The organism is Streptomyces sp. NPDC001617, assembly GCF_053596855.1.
This window is the reverse complement of the sequence record NZ_JBSFHA010000048.1, coordinates 42333-59670: the sequence shown is the minus strand read 5'-3', so window position 1 is coordinate 59670 and position 17338 is coordinate 42333. Positions and strand designations below refer to the sequence as shown.

Here is a 17338-nt window from a genome sequence, read left to right as displayed (position 1 = left end):
ACGGGTGGTTCAGTACACCGGGAGCGTGCGCGGGCCGAGGTCGTCGCGGGCGGGCGGCGGCGCGAGGCGCACGGAGGCGCCGAGAACGCTCAGGCCGCGCGGGGAGACGACGACGGGCTCCAGGGTGACCGCGACGACCTCGGGGTGGTCGTCGACCAGTCGGGACACCCTCAGGAGCAGCTCTTCCAGCGCAGGCGTGTCGACCGGGGTCGAGCCGCGCCAGCCGAACAGGAGCGGGGCCGTCCGGATCGACCGGATCAGCGAGGTGGCCTCCCGGTCGGTGACCGGGACCAGGCGGTGCGCCATGTCGCCGAGCAGCTGCGAGGCGGGCCCGGCCAGGCCGAAGGACACCACGGCGCCGGCCGCCGGGTCGATGACGGCCCGCACGATCGTGTCCACGCCGCGTGGCGCCATCCCCTGCACCACGGGGCGCAGCTCTTCCGGCTGCCCGAACAGCTCCGTCAACTCGGCGTACGCACGCCGCAGTTGCTCCTCGTCCGCGAGATCCAGGCGTACGCCGCCCAGGTCGGCCCGGTGGCGCAGATGCGGGGCGGTGGCCTTGAGGGCCACGGGGTAGCCGAGACTCTCGGCCGCGCGGACGGCGTCGTCCGGGGTGAAGGCGGGAATCGCCCTGCGTACCGCGATCCCGTACCGGCCGAGCAGTTCGCAGGTCTCGTCCGTGCCGAGGGTGAGGCCCTGCTGGCGCGCGAGCAGTCCGTCGATCTGCTCGGCGGCGCCCTTCTCGTCGATGTCCTCGTACTCGGGCACCTTGCCGGGCTCGGCGGCTTCGCGCCGCCACTGGGCGTAGTGCACGGCTTCGGCGAGGGCACGGACGGCGCGCTCGGCGGCGGGGTAGGCGGGAATCAGGCGCGAGAAGGTCCCGGGGGCGGAGGGTTCCGATGCGGGCGCGGCTGCCGATGCCGGTGCCGTCGCCGGAGGGGGCAGCTGCTGCGAGGGCCGGAGCCGGCGGGTCGCTGTCTCGGCGCCCGTCGCCTTGGCGGCCGTGCCGTCGGCCGGCGCGGTACTGGTCGCCTGGGGAGCCGTGCCGCCCGCCTGGGCCGCGGTACCCGCCGTCCTGGCGGCCGTGCCGTCCGCCTGGGATGCGGCACCCGCCGCTTTGGGAGCCGCCCCGTCCGCCTGGGGTGCGGTGCTGGCCGCGGCCGACAGGGCCTCCGCGAGCCCGCCCAGTTCCACGTGCACGACGAGCACCGGCTTCGCGGGAGCCTCCTCGGCCGCCGACCGCAGGGCCTCGGCCAGCTCCGCGTCGCCGGGAGACACCTCCCCGATCGCCGGGATCGCCGTCACGACCACCGCGTCGCACGAGTCGTCGCCGAGCGCCCGCAGCAGCGCCGCGTGGAAGTCCTCGGCCGAGGCGCCGGTCGTCAGGTCCAGCGGTCGCTGCGGCCTGAGGCCTTCGGCGAGACAGGCGTCGTAGGTCAGCAGCCCGAGCGACTCGGAGTTCCCCACGATCGCCACGCGCGGTCCGGCCGGCAGCGGCTGGCGGGCCAGCAGCAGCCCCGCGTCGACCAGTTCGGTGATCGTGTCCACGCGGATCACACCGGCCTGCCGGAGCAGCGCGGACACGGTGGCGTGCGGAAGCCGCGTCGCCCGTACGGCGTGCCCCTGCGGCGCGGAACCGGCGCCCTGGACGACGACCAGGGGCTTGGCGGCCGCCGTCCGCCGGGCGAGGCGGGTGAACTTGCGTGGGTTGCCGATGGACTCCAGGTACATCAGGACGACGTCGGTGTCCGGGTCGTCGTACCAGTACTGGATGACGTCGTTGCCGGAGACGTCCGCGCGGTTGCCGGAGGAGACGAAGGTGGACACCCCGGTGACGCCGGTGACGCCGCCACCGCGTCGGTGCAGCCGGGACAGCAGCGCGATGCCGATGGCGCCGGACTGGGCGAACAGGCCGATGCGGCCGGGGCGGGGCATCTCGGGTGCGAGCGAGGCGTTGAGCCGAACGTCCTTCGAGGTGTTGATGACACCGAAGGCGTTCGGCCCGATGATCCGCATGCCGTACGTGCGCGCGTGGCGGACGAGTTCGCGCTGGCGCTCGCGCCCCTCGGGCCCGCTCTCGGCGTACCCGGCGGAGACCACGACCAGCCCCTGTACGCCGTGTTCGCCGCACTCGGTGACGACCTCGGGGACGTGCTCGGTGGGTACGGCGACGACGGCCAGGTCGACATGACCGTCGATGTCCCGCACCGAGCGGTGGGCGGGGACGCCGTCGAGTTCCTTGAGGTCCTCGGGGAAGGCCCTGTTGACCGCGTACAGCTGCCCGGCGTAACCGGCGTCCCTGATGTTGTCGAGGATGCTGCGGCCGACGCCCCCGGGCGTGCGCCCGGTGCCGATGACGGCGACGGAGCCGGGCGCCAGCAGCCGCCGTACGGAACGCGCCTCGGCGCGCTGCTCACGCGCGCGCTGGACGGCGAGGGAGCGGTCGGTCGGTTCGAGGTCGAACTCCAGGCGTACGACGCCGTCCTCGAAATGGCGCTGCTGGGTGTAGCCGGCGTCCGTGAACACCTTGATCATCTTGTTGTTGGCGGGCAGCACCTCGGCGGCGAAGCGGCTGACACCGCGCTCGCGGGCGACGGCGGCGATGTGTTCGAGGAGTGCGGAGGCGACGCCGCGGCCCTGGTGGGCGTCCTGGACGAGGAAGGCGACCTCGGCCTCGTCGGAGGGCGCCGACGCGGGCATGCCGTCGGCACCAATGCGGTCATAGCGTACGGTGGCGATGAACTCGCCGCCCACCGTGGCCGCGAGTCCCACCCGGTCCACAAAGTCGTGGTGCGTGAAGCGGTGGACGTCCTTGGCGGACAGGCGCGGGTAGGGCGCGAAGAAGCGGTAGTACTTCGACTCGTCCGAGACCTGCTCGTAGAAGCTGACCAGGCGGTCTGCGTCATCAACGGTGATGGGGCGGATGCGCGCGGTGCCGCCGTCGCGCAGCACCACGTCGGCCTCCCAGTGGGCGGGGTACTCGTGCCGGTCCGACGAGGTCTGCATGGGCCCCAGAGTACGGCTCGCGTCCGACAACGGCGCGAGGCAGTCTGTGGAGAACACAGCAGCCTGTGGAGAACTGAAGAAGGACGGAAGTCGGGCCGAGGCCGCGGTCCGACCACCCACCCCGGACGGGACGAAGGACCGCTCCGGAGACGCTTCACGGTGTGGGAAACTGGTCTAGACAACCCTGAGAACCGAAGGGCAGCATCACATGGCTGAGCGCCGCGTCAACGTCGGCTGGGCCGAGGGCCTCCACGCCCGCCCCGCTTCCATCTTCGTCCGGGCCGCCACGGCCGCAGGTATCCCGGTGACGATCACCAAGGTCGGCGGCACCCCCGCCAACGCGGCCTCCATGCTGGCCGTCCTGGGCCTGGGCGCCCAGGGGGGCGAGGAGATCGTCCTCGCCTCGGACGCCGAGGGCGCGGACGCCGCTCTCGACCGTCTCGCCAAGCTGGTCGCGGAGGGGCTCGAGGAGCTTCCCGAGACCGTCTGAAAAGCGAATTGAGGGTCGCGGCACTCGCCGTCCCGCAGCACTGAAGGGCTCGTCCGGAATTTACCGGGCGAGCCCTTCGCATTTCCCCATTGCGGGCAGCAGAAATAATCCCCCGCGAATTGTCTCCTCTTTGTATACGGCGCCCGTGTTAATGCCGCAGGCCCGACATGTTTACGGGATGTTGCGAGTTCCTCACACCGTTCACGCGTTCGGGGGTGCCGAAGCGCAGCCGGTGCGCGGCCGTCGAGCGCTCGGTGTGCAGCGTGGTGATCGCACGGGCGCGTTCGCCGTCCCCGCGGGCCACCGCGTCGACGATCGCGCCGTGCTCCGCCCAGGACTCCACCGGGTTGGCGGGCGCGTCGACGGCGTACATCCAGGCGATCTTGTGGCGCAACTGGGTCAGCATCGAGGTCAGCGCGGGGCTGCCGGAGGCCTGGGCGAGCGTCTCGTGGAACCAGCCCCCCAGGGAGCGCAGATCCTCGCTGTTGCCCCTCCTGGCCCGCTCCTGGCCCAGTCTGACGAGGCCTCGGAGGACCTTGAGATGGGCCTCGGTGCGCCGCTGGGCGGCCCGGGAGGCACCCAGCGGCTCCAGGAGCATGCGCATCTCCAGCAGGTCGGAGGCCTCCTGCTCGGTCGGCTCCGCGACGCACGCGCCCGCGTGCCGCCGGGTCACCACGAAGCCCTCCGCCTCCAGGGTGCGCAGGGCCTCACGGACGGGGACGCGCGAGACACCGTAGCGGCGGGCGAGGAGTTCCTCGGTGAGGCGGCTGCCACGCTCGTAGACACCCGCGACGATGTCGTCCCGGATGGCCGTGCACACCGAGTGCGCCGGAATACGCATGACCGACCTCCGCCTTAATCCCCGTGAAACGTCGTCGATTGACGTTGTGTCCAAGGACTCTATTGCAATGAGCCGGAATTTCCGACGGCGGACCGGAATCCATGGATATTTTTTGGACAGCAGAGCGACAGAAACGGCGAAACCCCGGCTCCAGGAGCCGGGGTTTCGGTAGATCTTGCGGTCCGTCGTCAGACGTTCACGCCGTGCGAGCGCAGGTAGGCGACGGGGTCGATGTCCGAGCCGTACTCGGGAGTCGTGCGGGCCTCGAAGTGCAGGTGCGGTCCGGTGGTGTTGCCGGTCGAGCCGGAGAGGCCGATCTGCTGGCCCGGAGTCACCTGCTGGCCGACCGAGACGCCGATGGAGGACAGATGGCCGTACTGGGTGTACGTGCCGTCGGCCATCTTGATCACGATCTGGTTGCCGTAGGCGCCGCCCCACCCGGTCTGCACGACCGTGCCGGAGCCGACCGCGTGGACGACGGTGCCGCTCGCCGCGTGGAAGTCGATGCCGGTGTGGCTGCCGGAGGACCACAGGGAGCCGCCGGTCTTGTAGCCCGTGGAGACATACGAGTTGGCGATCGGGGCGACGAAGGTGTTGAGGCGCTTGCGCTCGGCCTCGCGGGCGGCGCGCTCCTTGGCCTCACGCTCCGCCTTGGCCTTCGCCTCGGCCTTCTTGCGCGCGGCTTCCGCGGCGGCCTTCTTACGGGCGGTCTCCTCCGCGGCCTGCTTCTGCGCGTCGGCCTGGGCGTCGATCTTGGCGGCGATCGAGTCACCGATGGTGATGACGGGGGTGAGACCGGTCTGCTCGACGGAGTTCTCCGCGGCGAGCGCGGGGGCCGCGAGGGTACCGATCACGCCGGTGGTGGCGAGGGCCGCGACGCCGGCGGCCGCGGCGGTACCGCGCTTGACGCGGCTGGGACGACGGTGCTTCCCGGTGGCGCACATGAACGCCATGTAGTGGCTGGTCCTTTCCTTCCCTCTCGCCTACCGGGTTAGCTGACGGGTTCGGAGCAGGAAGGTCTCCTACGGACCCCCTCGCGGCTTGCGCGGGCGTCCGATTCACCCCAGGGACTACGTGGGTCCCCGGCTCCCCTGGCTCGCGCCGTACGGGGACTCGGCGATGGCTGTCCGGTGCCGCGGGTGCGGCGCGGTGCCTGACGGACAGCCCGGACGACGCTAAGCGGGGCCGCTTTCAATCCCCAAACGGATCACGGTGTTTGTAGCGCATCCCACAGGGCAGACAGGCAACCTCCGCCCCAATTCGGACATACGGGGGCCCTGGTGACGCATCCGTCACCAGGGCCCCTGCGCGCGCGTGCCGCTACTCGGCCGACACCACGGTGACTTCACCGATACCGAGGGCCTCGACGGGCTCCTTGATCTCGGCCGCGTCACCGACGAGCACGGTCACCAGACGGTCCACCGGGAAGGCGTTCACGGCCGCCGCTGTGGCCTCCACGGTGCCGGTCGCGGCGAGCTGCTGGTACAGCGTCGCCTGGTAGTCGTCGGGCAGGTGCTGCTCGACCTGGTCGGCCAGCGTGCCCGCGACGGCCGCCGCGGTCTCGTACTTGAGCGGCGCCACACCGACGAGGTTCTGTACGGCGACGTCCCGCTCGGCGTCGGTGAGGCCGCCCTCGGCGAGCGTACGGAGCACCTTCCAGAGGTCGTCCAGGGCGGGACCGGTGTTCGGGGTGTCCACGGAACCGCTGATGGCGAGCATCGACGCGCCGGTGCCGTCCGGGGCGGACCTGAGGACCTGCCCGAACGCGCGCACCCCGTAGGTGTAGCCCTTCTCCTCGCGCAGGACTCGGTCCAGGCGGGAGGTGAGAGTGCCGCCGAGGCAGTACGTGCCGAGCACCTGCGCGGGCCACACCCGGTCGTGCCGGTCGGCGCCGACACGGCCGATGAGCAGCTGCGTCTGGACGGCACCGGGACGGTCCACGATGATCACGCGACCGGTGTCGTCGGCGGTCACCGCGGGCACCGGGCGGGGCTCGGCCTTCGAGCCGGTCCAGGCGCCCAGGGTCTCGCCGAGCAGTGCGTCCAGGTCGACGCCGCTGAGGTCGCCGACGACCACGGCGGTGGCCGTCGCGGGCCGGACATGACGGTCGTAGAAGGCTCGTACGGCCGCCGCGTCGATCTTCTCGACCGTCTCCTCGGTGCCCTGGCGCGGGCGCGACATGCGCGAGGTCGCCGGGAACAGCTGCCGGGAGAGCTCCTTGGCGGCACGGCGGGAGGGGTTGGCCAGCTCGTGCGGGATCTCGTCCAGACGGTTGCGGACGAGCCGCTCGACCTCGCTGTCGGCGAACGCGGGCGCCCTGAGGGCGTCGGCGAGCAGACCGAGCGCCTTGGCGAGCCGGGAGGCCGGGACCTCCAGGCTGAGGCGGACGCCGGGGTGGTCGGCGTGCGCGTCCAAGGTGGCGCCGCAGCGCTCCAGTTCGGCGGCGAACTCCTCGGCGGAGTGCTTGTCGGTGCCCTCGGAGAAGGCGCGCGCCATGATCGTGGCGACACCGTCGAAGCCGGCCGGCTCGGCGTCCAGGGGCGCGTCGAGGAGCACCTCGACGGCGACGACCTGCTGGCCGGGGCGGTGGCAGCGCAGGAGCGTCAGGCCGTTGTCGAGCGCGCCGCGCTCGGGCGCAGGGAACGCCCACGGCCTGGCTTCGCCGGCCTGGGGCTGCGGGTGGAACTCCATCGTGGCGAGCTCGGTCACTTGGCCGCCTCCTCGTTCTTGTCGCCGGCTTCGACCGTGGCCTCGGCCTCGGGGTCCTCCGGGGGATCTGCGTCCTCTGCGATCTCTCCGGCGAGCGGCTCGTAGACGAGCACCGCGCGGTTGTCGGGGCGCAGGCGGGCCTTGGCGACCTCCTGGACCTCCTCGGCCGTCACCGACAGCACACGCTGGACGGCGGTCAGGGCGAGCTGCGGGTCGCCGAACAGGACGGCGAACCGGCACAGTTCGTCCGCGCGGCCCGCGACCGTGCCGAGCCGGTCCAGCCACTCGCGCTCCAACTGGGCCTGGGCGCGCTCCATTTCCTCGGCCGTGGGGCCCTCCTCGGCGAACCGGGCGAGCTCCTCGTCGATGGCGGTCTCGATGACCGGCACCTCGACGTCACCGGAGGTCTTGACGTCCAGCCAGCCCAGGGAGGGCGCTCCGGCCAGACGCAGCAGACCGAAGCCGGCGGCGACGGCCGTACGGTCGCGGCGCACGAGGCGGTTGTAGAGGCGGGAGGACTCGCCGCCACCGAGGATGGTCAGCGCCACGTCGGCCGCGTCCGCCTCGCGCGTGCCGTCGTGCGGCAGCCGGTAGGCGGCCATCAACGCGCGCGCGGGGACCTCCTCCTGGACGACCTCGCGCAGCTGCTCGCCGATGACCTCCGGCAGCGAGCCGTCGCGCGGGGCGGGCTTGCCGTCGTGCGAGGCGATGGAGCCGAAGTACTTCTCGATCCAGGCGAGCGTCTGCTCCGGGTCGATGTCGCCGACGACCGACAGGACGGCGTTGCCCGGCGCGTAGTAGGTGCGGAAGAACGCGCGCGCGTCCTCCAGGGTGGCCGCGTCCAGGTCGGCCATGGATCCGATCGGGGTGTGGTGGTAGGGGTGGCCCTCCGGGTAGGCGAGGGCGGTGAGCTTCTCGAACGCCGTGCCGTAGGGCACGTTGTCATAGCGCTGTCGGCGCTCGTTCTTGACGACGTCCCGCTGGTTCTCCATGGACTCGTCGTCCAGGGCCGCGAGCAGGGAGCCCATGCGGTCGGCCTCCAGCCAGAGGGCGAGCTCCAGCTGGTGGGTGGGCATGGTCTCGAAGTAGTTGGTGCGCTCGAAACTGGTGGTGCCGTTCAGCGAGCCGCCGGCGCCTTGCACCAGCTCGAAGTGGCCGTTGCCCTTCACCTGGCCCGAGCCCTGGAACATCAGGTGCTCGAAGAGGTGAGCCAGGCCGGTACGGCCTTTGACTTCGTGACGCGAGCCGACGTCGTACCAGAGGCACACCGCCGCGACCGGGGTCAGGTGGTCCTCGGAGAGCACCACGCGCAGCCCGTTGGCCAGGCGGTGCTCGATCGCTGTCAGGCCCCCGGAGCCTGCCTGGTCTGTGGCCGTGTGACCCATGGGCATGTACGTCCCTTCGCCTCGCGGATGCGGTGGTGGAAACCGCGGTTTTCCTGCCGGTCCTGCCACTGTATGCAAGCGTGCGGACCCTCGGCGAAGTTCCCGCGGGACGTACGCCCACAGCGGATCGCGTAGCCTTCCGCCACACCGGGAACCGAGGCCGACGCCAGGTCCTCGTCCGCGTTGTCAGTGCCGCGGTCCACAATGGTCGCGTCAGAACCCGTTCACGCTTCAGCACGAGCGAGCCGAAGGGGCGCGTCGGTGTCGAGCGGACGAGCGCGCGGAGGCCCGCAGGGCTGAGCACGGTCGGCCGCTCGACACCGACGTGAGCGCCCCGTAGGCGAGTGACCAGAAAAGAGGAGCCGGCAGCGATGGCCCGCCGCAGCACGAAGACCCCGCCGCCCGACGACTCGTTCGAGGAGCGGATCCTCGACATCGACGTCGTCGACGAGATGCAGGGCTCCTTCCTCGAGTACGCGTACTCGGTCATCTACTCCCGCGCCCTGCCGGACGCCCGCGACGGCCTCAAGCCGGTGCACCGCCGCATCGTCTACCAGATGAACGAGATGGGCCTGCGCCCCGACCGCGGCTATGTGAAGTGCGCGCGCGTGGTCGGCGAGGTCATGGGCAAGCTGCACCCGCACGGCGACGCGTCGATCTACGACGCCCTGGTGCGCATGGCCCAGCCGTTCTCCATGCGCGTGCCGCTCGTCGACGGCCACGGCAACTTCGGCTCGCTGGGCAACGACGACCCGCCGGCCGCCATGCGGTACACGGAGTGCCGCCAGGCCCAGGCGACCAGCCTGATGACGGAGTCGATCGACGAGGACACGGTCGACTTCGCGCCCAACTACGACGGCCAGGAGCAGGAGCCGGTCGCCCTGCCGGCCGCCTTCCCGAACCTGCTGGTCAACGGCTCGTCCGGCATCGCGGTCGGCATGGCGACCAACATGCCCCCGCACAACCTCTCCGAGGTCATCGCGGCCGCCCGCCACCTGATCCGCTACCCGAACGCGGATCTGGACACCCTGATGAGGCACGTCCCGGGCCCCGACCTGCCCACGGGCGGCCGGATCGTCGGTCTCTCCGGCATCCGGGACGCGTACGAGACGGGCCGCGGCACCTTCAAGATCCGCGCCACGGTCGAGGTCGAGACCGTCACCGCGCGCCGCAAGGGCCTGGTCATCACCGAACTGCCGTTCACGGTCGGCCCCGAAAAGGTCATCGCCAAGATCAAGGACCTGGTCGGCTCCAAGAAGATCCAGGGCATCGCCGACGTCAAGGACCTCACCGACCGCGCGCACGGCCTGCGCCTGGTCATCGAGATCAAGAACGGCTTCGTGCCGGAGGCCGTCCTGGAGCAGCTGTACAAGCTGACGCCGATGGAGGAGTCCTTCGGCATCAACAACGTGGCGCTGGTGGACGGCCAGCCACTGACGCTCGGCCTCAAGGAGCTCCTGGAGGTCTACCTCGACCACCGCTTCGAGGTCGTGCGCCGCCGCAGCGAGTTCCGCCGCACCAAGCGCCGCGACCGACTGCACCTGGTGGAGGGTCTGCTCACCGCCCTCGTCGACATCGACGAGGTCATCCGTCTGATCCGCTCCAGCGAGAACAGCGCGCAGGCCAAGGAGCGCCTGATGGAACGCTTCTCGCTGTCGGAGATCCAGACGCAGTACATCCTGGACACCCCGCTGCGGCGCCTCACCAGGTACGACCGCATCGAGCTGGAGTCCGAGAAGGACCGGCTCAACGCGGAGATCGCCGAGCTGACCCGGATCCTCGACTCGGACGCGGAGCTGCGCAAGCTGGTCTCCTCCGAACTGGCCGCCGTGGCCAAGAAGTTCGGCACCGACCGGCGTACGGTCCTGCTGGAGGCGTCGGGCGCCCCGGCGGCCACCGTGCCGCTGCAGGTCGCGGACGACCCGTGCCGGGTGCTGCTGTCCTCGACGGGTCTGCTGGCCCGTACGTCGAACGGCGAGCCCTTCCCGGAGGACGAGGACGCCAGGCGCGTGAAGCACGACGTGATCGTCTCGGCGGTCCCGGCGACGGCCCGCGGCGAGATCGGCGCCGTGACCTCCTCCGGCCGACTGCTGCGGATCAACGTCGTCGACCTCCCGCAGCTCCCGGACACGGCGTCGGCGCCGAACCTCTCGGGCGGTGCGCCCCTCTCGGAGTTCCTCTCCCTGGAGGACGACGAGACGGTGATCTGCCTGATCACGCTCGACGAGTCCTCCCCCGGCCTCGCCCTCGGCACCGAACAGGGCGTGGTCAAGCGCGTGGTGCCCGACTACCCGTCCAACAAGGAGGAGTTGGAGGTCATCACGCTCAAGGAGGGCGACCGCATCGTCGGCGCGGTCGAGTTGCGCACCGGCGAGGAGGACCTGGTCTTCATCACCGACGACGCCCAACTGCTGCGCTACCAGGCCGCGCAGGTCCGCCCCCAGGGCCGCCCGGCGGGCGGCATGGCGGGCATCAAGCTCACCGAGGGCGCGAAGGTGATCTCCTTCACGGCGGTGGACCCGGCTGCGGACGCGGTCGTCTTCACGGTCGCGGGCTCCCGAGGAACCCTCGACGACTCGGTCCAGACGACGGCCAAGCTGACCCCGTTCGACCAGTACCCGCGCAAGGGCCGCGCCACGGGCGGCGTCCGCTGCCAGCGCTTCCTGAAGGGCGAGGACTGCCTGTCCCTGGCCTGGGCCGGCACGGTCCCGGCCAAGGCGGCCCAGAAGAACGGCACCCCGGCCGACCTCCCCGAGATCGACCCGCGCCGCGACGGCTCGGGCGTGTCACTGCCGAAGACGGTGGCGGTGGTGGCGGGGCCGGTCTAGGCCGACGGCTCGACGAGGTCGCCCTCCGGCTCCTGTACGTAGCGCAGGACGCCCCACATACCGTGCTCGTCGGCGGTGTGCGGGGCGTCGCTCCTGCAGGTCTCCAACTCCTTGCCGAGGGCGGGTGCGTCGATACCGGAGCCGATCAGGACGAGCTGGGTGAGGCGGACGTCCTCGGGTGCCCAGGCCTCCGGGTAGAAGCGCAGGAAAGGCCCCACGGCGTGCACGGCGTAGCGGTTGCGGACGTCGTACGCGCCGAAGTCGACGTACCCCTTGATCCGGTACAGCCCCTCGGGCCGGCTGTCGAGGAACTCCATCAACCGGCGGGGGTCCAGGGGCACTTCGGAGCTGAAGGACAGGCTGTCGTACGCGCCGTGCAGATGCCCCTGGTGTCCGTCGTGCCCGTCGCGCCCGTCTTCGGTGTGATCGTGCAGGTCGTCGAAGGAGAGCTGCCCGATGCGCTCCTCGCTGGGCCGGCAGTCGAAGAGGAACTCGGGGTCGATACGGCCGTAGGCGGCCGGCACGACGACGCCTCGGTCGACGAGGGACCGGACCAGCCCGAGCACCCGCTCACCGTCGTCACCGGCCCGATCGAGTTTGTTGACGACGACGAGGTCGGCGAGCCCGAGATGCCGATCGATCTCCGGATGCCGGGCACGGGTCTCGTCGAACTCGACGGCATCGACGACCTCGACGAGACCGCCGTAGACGATCCCCGGGTGCTCGCTGGCGAGCAGCATGCGCACGAGCTCCTGGGGCTCGGCGAGTCCGCTCGCCTCGATGACGATGACGTCGATGCGGGCGGAGGGCCGGGCGAGCCGTTCGAGATACAGGTCGAGTTCACTCGCGTCGACGGCACAGCACAGACACCCGTTCCCGAGGGAGACGGTGGAGTCGCCGAGCGCCCCCGCGACGGCCATGGCATCGATCTCGATGGCACCGAAGTCGTTGACGATGGCGCCGATACGGCTGCCGCCGCTGCGGTGGAGGAGATGGTTGAGGAGGGTGGTCTTGCCGGAACCCAGGAATCCGGCGAGTACGACGACCGGGATCTGCCGGACACCATGGCTCGGCTGACGCAACGTGCGACCCCTCTCACACCGACGCGTGCACCGGATCGCGGCTGCGGCGCACGTACGAGCTTTCCATGCCGGACCAGGATACGAGCCGTAAGAATCCCCGCTAAGTGAACGATTGTTAGCAGCACTTGCGGGGCAGACGTTGGGCAAGGCGCCGGAGCGTGCGACCCTCGCTTCCCTCCGTGCGCCGCCTCTCCGCCTCCCTGCCGATCAGAGCCGCTCGGCACCCTGGGAGACGGCAAGCGCCGCCCACCGCTCGCCGGTCCCCATCAGTCGACCCGCACCCCGACGACCGGCGGACGGCCGCCTGATTCGGGGGTTGACATGGCCACACGGAACTTTGGGACGCGCGGCCTGGGCTGCGCGGCCGCCGCAGGACTCGCCTTCGCCGCGGGGGCACTCCTGGCGCTGGCCGCCCAGCAACGACGCTACGACGAACTGCTGCTGCGGATCGCCGCAGTGGAACGCGACGATCGCCAGGCCGTGCTGACCGAGCAACAGCGCCTCCAGTTCTCCCTGTTGTGCAAGGCCATGGACGATGCCGACCTCGCGGCCGTCTACAGCACCGTCGAGATCGAGTCGCCGATCCAGCGTCGCCAGTACCTGTTCGCCCACGCCATGTACACCAACGCGCTGCTCGCCTATCGCACCGGCGTCGTCAACTGGGAGGAACTGCACGGTCACCTTCGGGTGATCTGCACGAACACGATCTTCCGCGATTACTGGAAGGTACACACGGAGCACCGCGCGAGCCTGCGGAGCGAGTCGGAGGAAGCCCGCGTGGGCCGAATGGTGGACGGCATCATCCAGGATCTGGACGACGCCGACACCGACGAATGGTGGGTTGTCGGTGAACCACCTGCGGAGGAGGGCTAGTTGGTCCGAACGGGAGCGCGAGAACGTCACATACGACTCCGCCGACCCGCGCGATGACAGCCGTCTCAAGGGGCTAATCTTGCTGCGCCATTACCATCCGAGCCCCCAAGGACCGGGATCCCGTTGAAAATCGTGCGCCGCATCGGTGCGTCTCCACGCGAACGTGGCAGTCTGTCCGGCGACACCTGCCCAGACATCTTTGAGCTCAGCGACGGCAACTTCGCCGTCATCGGGACCGAGGCCACGGCGGTGCTCGACAGCGAGCTGCCCGCTGACGCGGCTCGCGCCGACTACGAACGGATCGTCATCGTGAGCCGGGAGACACTGATCCGCGCAAAGGCCGATATTCCCGACGCATGACGGCATGCCGCGGGCGATGAACCGCCCGACCCGTTTCCCGTCGCACCGCCCCACCGCACTCCACCGAAGAGCGGCATCGGGGCACGTTCGAGCAGCACGAGACCCCATACCCTGCTCAGCCCTCCTGTAGGCCCGGCGCCAGAAGCACCGGGCCGCACGTGTGCCTCAGGCCGCCCTCGGCACCGCCACCGGCGCCTCCGCCCCCACATACCGCGCCACCGGCCGAATGATCTTCGAGTCCTCCGCCTGTTCCAGCACGTTCGCACTCCAGCCCACCACCCGTGCCGCCGCGAACGTCGGCGTGAACATCTCGCGTGGCAGGCCGCAGAGTTCCATGACCACGCCCGCGTAGAACTCGACGTTCGTGTGCAGCTCGCGCCCCGGCTTCAGCTCGGCCAGGATCGCCTCCACATGGCGCTCGACCTCCACCGCGAACTCCACACGCGGGCCACCGAAGCTCTCGGCCACCTCCCGCAGCATGCGCGAACGGGGGTCCTCCGTGCGGTAGACGGCATGTCCGAAGCCCATGATGCGGTCACCGGCGAGGACGCGTTCGCGGATCCACGCGTCGATGCGGTCGGGCGTGCCGATGGCGTCCAGGGTGTCCAGCGCACGGCTGGGCGCGCCACCGTGGAGCGGACCGGAGAGCGCCCCCACCGCTCCGACGAGGCACGCCGCCACGTCCGCCCCCGTCGACGCGATGACCCGCGCCGTGAAGGTTGATGCGTTGAAGCCGTGATCAATGGTTGAGATCAAGTATTGCTCGATCGCCCGGGCGTGCTTCGGGTCGGGCTCCGAACCCGTGAGCATATAGAGGTAGTTGGCCGCGTAGGAGAGGTCGTCGCGCGGCTCCACCGGATCAAGTCCGCGCCCCAGCCGATGCAGCGCGGTGAGCAGCGTCGGCACGGCCGCCGCGGCCACGACCGTGTCCCGCCGGCGTTCGTCCGCCGCGCTGTCGTAGACCGGCCGGAAGCCCTTCGCCGCCCCGAGCAGCGACAGGGCGGTGCGCATGCCGGCCAGCGGGCCGGACCCTCCGCTCGCCGCCGCGATGGCGGGCAGCGCCGCCCGCACCTCGTCGGGCAGCCGCCGCAGGCCCGCCGCCTCGGAGGCGAAGGCGGCACGCTGTGCGGCGTCCGGCAGTTCGCCGTGGACCAGGAGATGCCAGACGTCCTCGAAGCCGCGGGTCTGCGCGAGTTCGACGGCCGAGTACTGGCGGTAGTGGTAGAAGCCCTCGAGCCCCCGGACGTCCCCGATCTCGGTGTCGGTGACGACTACGCCGGCGAGACCTCGCGGTACGTCGACAGTGACGGCTGCTGACCTGTTGACGGGCATGATTTCCTCCCTGAACTTGATTCGACTGTCCATGATTGAATATCACGCTGTCAATATTGATTGAATCAATGCTCAGCATCCATACGTCGTTATGCCGATACGGTGACCCCATGCGCGATCAAGAGCCCTCCCCCGGTCCCGCCGAACAGCGGCTGACCACGAAGGAAGCCGCCGAACTGCTGGGCGTGAAGCCCGAGACCGTGTACGCGTACGTGAGCCGCGGCCAGCTCAGCAGCCGACGCGCGCCCGGCGGCCGCGGCAGCACCTTCGACGGCAGGGAGGTGGAGGCGCTCGCCCGGCGCAACAGGCGGGAGAGCAGCGGGAGTCCGGGCTCCGGCGGCGAGCTGTCCGTACGGACCCGCATCACGCTCATCGAGAAGGACCGGTACTACTTCCGTGGCGTCGACGCCACCGCCCTGGCCACCCGCCATTCCTACGAAGAGGTCGCCGAGTGGCTGTGGACCGGCCGCATGAGGCACGGTACGACCTTCATCGCACCGGAGGCCGGGGTCGCCGTGGCCCGTCGCGTGGTCGACGGCATGCCCGAACACACCAGTCCCACCGACCGGTTGAGGGTCGCGGCGATCGCCGCCGCGACCGCGGACCCCTTGCGTTTCGACCTCTCCGAGGAGGCCGTCCTGGGCACCGCGCGCACCCTCATCCCCACCCTGGTCGCCGCCCTGCCCCAGCAGGGGACCCACCGCCGCGACGAAGGCCCGCTCGCCTACCGCCTGTGGTCGCGGCTGAGCGGCCGGGACGCCGACGAGGCCTCGCTGCGCGCCCTGGACACCGCTCTCGCCCTCCTCGTCGACCACGACCTCGCCGCCTCGACCCTGGCGGTCCGCGTCGCCGCCTCGGCCCGCGCGCACGCCTACGCGGCCGTCTCCGCGGGGCTCGGCGTGCTCGAGGGCCCCCTGCACGGGGCGTCCAGCGGCCTCGCCCACCGGATGCTGCTGGACGTGCTCGACGAGGGCGACGCGGGCCCCGTGATCGCCGAGGAGCTGCGGGCCGGCCGTCGTATCCCCGGACTCGGCCACCGCCTCTACACCGGCGAGGACCCACGCGCGCGTGTCCTGTTCGGCCTCCTGGAGGAGATCCCGAAAGCCGCCCCCGCCCTCGCCGCGGCCCGCGACATCGTGGCCACCACCGCCCGTCACACCTCGTTGCACGCCAACATCGACCTGGCCCTGGCCGTGCTCACCGCGTCCAGCGGCATGCCGGCCACGGCGGGCGAGACCATCTTCGCCGTGGCTCGCACGGCGGGCTGGATCGCGCACGCCCTGGAGGAGTACGGCGAACGGCCGCTGCGGATGCGCCCGAGCGGACACTACGTAGGCCCGAAACCGCCGCAACCCCTACCGGAGTAGGGCAAAGGCGCGACCGGAAGTCACCCTGGGCCAAGTCAGGTTAGGCTCACCTCTGTGAGTACGTGCTCAACCGCTTCCCTGGAGCTCGACGAGCCCCTCGCGGGAACCGCGGCCACCGCGCGGACCTGGCTGCTGCTGGAGCAGCCGGGCCCCTGGGGCGCCAAGGCGCTCACGTCGAGCCACCTCGATCCGGCACTCGGCCGCGCCCTGGAGGCGGCCACCAAGGGCACGGGCGTGCGCATCGCGCTCATCCGCCGTCCGGGCCGCCACGCCGATCTCGGCACGCCCGCCGCGCGGCAGGTCTACGCGGCTCACACCGTGCCCGGTGGGGTGTGGCTGCACGCCGCCACGGTCCGCGATCCGCAGGACCTGCTCGGCCTCGACTTCGCGGCGCTCGGCAGGGGGGAGCACCAGACCTTCGACTCGGTGCTGGGCGCGCGACCGCACTCGGGCGACCCGCTCGCCCTCGTCTGCACCAACGGCAAGCGCGACCGCTGCTGTGCCCTGCTGGGCCGCCCGCTCGCCGCCGAGCTGGCCGCCTCGGGCGTGGAGGGGGTCTGGGAGGTCACTCATCTGGGCGGTCATCGCTTCTCGCCGACGCTGCTCGTGCTGCCGTACGGATACGCGTACGGCCGCGCCCAGGCCCACGCCGTCAAGGAGGTCCTGCACTCCGTGCAGGACGGGCGGATCGTCGTCGAGGGGTGCCGGGGGAACTCCGCGTGGGAGCGGCCCGGCCAGGCGGCCGAGCTGGCCGTGCGGACGGCCGTGCGCGAGGACGCGGCGGACGTCCTGAGCGTCGTGGGAACGCGCGGTGCGGCCCCGCGCTGGGAAGTGACGGTCGCCCACGCCGACGGCCGCCGATGGCGCGTGGCGGTGGCCCAGGGCGCGTCCGCACCGCTCCGCCCGGAGAGTTGCGGGACGTCGGTCCTGGGATCGCCCGCTCGCATGGACGTCGTCGAGATACGCGAACTGGTGACGACGGCGCTCGCGAGTTGATCCAGTCGATCAAGAGATCCATGCCACACCCCCTACGGCAGTTCCGGCACGCCCACGTACCGTCGTGGG

13 protein-coding genes and 1 riboswitch are annotated in these 17338 nt (G+C 71.1%); of the genes, 6 read left to right on the top strand and 7 right to left on the bottom strand.

Going from position 1 to position 17338, the window contains the following annotated elements; genetic code table 11:
• Positions 1 to 9: 9 nt before the first annotated feature.
• The gene (locus tag ACWC09_RS30980) at positions 10 to 3006 is read right to left on the bottom strand and encodes a bifunctional acetate--CoA ligase family protein/GNAT family N-acetyltransferase (RefSeq protein WP_450854213.1); all 2997 of its coding nucleotides are present in this window, start codon (positions 3004 to 3006) and stop codon (positions 10 to 12) included.
• Between the two features lie 208 nt (positions 3007 to 3214).
• On the opposite strand from ACWC09_RS30980, the gene ACWC09_RS30975 reads away from it, so the two are divergent.
• A complete protein-coding gene (locus tag ACWC09_RS30975) occupies positions 3215 to 3496 on the top strand; it encodes an HPr family phosphocarrier protein (protein WP_450854212.1) in 282 nt (93 codons plus the stop codon).
• A 148-nt stretch (positions 3497 to 3644) separates the two neighbouring features.
• Here ACWC09_RS30975 and ACWC09_RS30970 read toward each other — a convergent pair whose 3' ends face one another.
• The 4 genes from ACWC09_RS30970 to ACWC09_RS30955 all read right to left on the bottom strand — a co-directional run bounded on the left by ACWC09_RS30970 (position 3645) and on the right by ACWC09_RS30955 (position 8437).
• Complete coding sequence (locus ACWC09_RS30970) at positions 3645 to 4337, bottom strand: GntR family transcriptional regulator (protein WP_450854211.1); 693 nt, start codon at positions 4335 to 4337, stop codon at positions 3645 to 3647.
• Between the two features lie 188 nt (positions 4338 to 4525).
• Positions 4526 to 5290, bottom strand: a complete 765-nt coding sequence (locus tag ACWC09_RS30965) for a M23 family metallopeptidase (RefSeq protein ID WP_450854210.1) — start codon at positions 5288 to 5290, stop codon at positions 4526 to 4528.
• Between the two features lie 12 nt (positions 5291 to 5302).
• Positions 5303 to 5466: riboswitch (cyclic di-AMP (ydaO/yuaA leader) on the bottom strand.
• A gap of 191 nt (positions 5467 to 5657) precedes the next feature.
• Positions 5658 to 7046 (bottom strand): M16 family metallopeptidase, encoded by a 1389-nt coding sequence (locus ACWC09_RS30960; RefSeq protein WP_450854209.1) that lies wholly within the window; start codon positions 7044 to 7046, stop codon positions 5658 to 5660.
• Positions 7043 to 8437: a M16 family metallopeptidase gene (locus ACWC09_RS30955; protein WP_450854208.1), complete on the bottom strand. Its 1395-nt coding sequence runs from the start codon at positions 8435 to 8437 to the stop codon at positions 7043 to 7045. Before ACWC09_RS30955 ends, ACWC09_RS30960 begins: the two co-directional genes overlap by 4 nt.
• Positions 8438 to 8802: 365 nt before the next feature.
• Here ACWC09_RS30955 and ACWC09_RS30950 point away from each other — a divergent pair, with 365 nt between their 5' ends.
• The gene (locus ACWC09_RS30950) at positions 8803 to 11259 is read left to right on the top strand and encodes a DNA gyrase/topoisomerase IV subunit A (protein WP_450854207.1); all 2457 of its coding nucleotides are present in this window, start codon (positions 8803 to 8805) and stop codon (positions 11257 to 11259) included.
• Here the strand turns inward: ACWC09_RS30950 and ACWC09_RS30945 are convergent.
• Positions 11256 to 12341 carry a CobW family GTP-binding protein gene (locus tag ACWC09_RS30945; protein ID WP_450854206.1) on the bottom strand — a complete coding sequence of 362 codons (1086 nt, stop codon included), beginning with the start codon at positions 12339 to 12341 and terminating at the stop codon, positions 11256 to 11258. The two genes, ACWC09_RS30950 and ACWC09_RS30945, sit on opposite strands and share 4 nt — an antisense overlap.
• A gap of 321 nt (positions 12342 to 12662) precedes the next feature.
• Between ACWC09_RS30945 and ACWC09_RS30940 the strand changes: the two genes are divergently transcribed.
• Positions 12663 to 13214: a DUF6082 family protein gene (locus ACWC09_RS30940; RefSeq protein ID WP_450854205.1), complete on the top strand. Its 552-nt coding sequence runs from the start codon at positions 12663 to 12665 to the stop codon at positions 13212 to 13214.
• A gap of 123 nt (positions 13215 to 13337) precedes the next feature.
• Positions 13338 to 13574, top strand: a complete 237-nt coding sequence (locus ACWC09_RS30935) for a hypothetical protein (RefSeq protein ID WP_450854204.1) — start codon at positions 13338 to 13340, stop codon at positions 13572 to 13574.
• Between the two features lie 165 nt (positions 13575 to 13739).
• Here ACWC09_RS30935 and ACWC09_RS30930 read toward each other — a convergent pair whose 3' ends face one another.
• Positions 13740 to 14906: a citrate synthase/methylcitrate synthase gene (locus tag ACWC09_RS30930; protein ID WP_450854203.1), complete on the bottom strand. Its 1167-nt coding sequence runs from the start codon at positions 14904 to 14906 to the stop codon at positions 13740 to 13742.
• Between the two features lie 110 nt (positions 14907 to 15016).
• Between ACWC09_RS30930 and ACWC09_RS30925 the strand changes: the two genes are divergently transcribed.
• Positions 15017 to 16273, top strand: a complete 1257-nt coding sequence (locus tag ACWC09_RS30925) for a citrate synthase (RefSeq protein WP_450854202.1) — start codon at positions 15017 to 15019, stop codon at positions 16271 to 16273.
• A 54-nt stretch (positions 16274 to 16327) separates the two neighbouring features.
• The gene (locus ACWC09_RS30920) at positions 16328 to 17269 is read left to right on the top strand and encodes a sucrase ferredoxin (RefSeq protein WP_450854201.1); all 942 of its coding nucleotides are present in this window, start codon (positions 16328 to 16330) and stop codon (positions 17267 to 17269) included.
• The last annotated feature ends 69 nt before the right edge of the window (positions 17270 to 17338 follow it).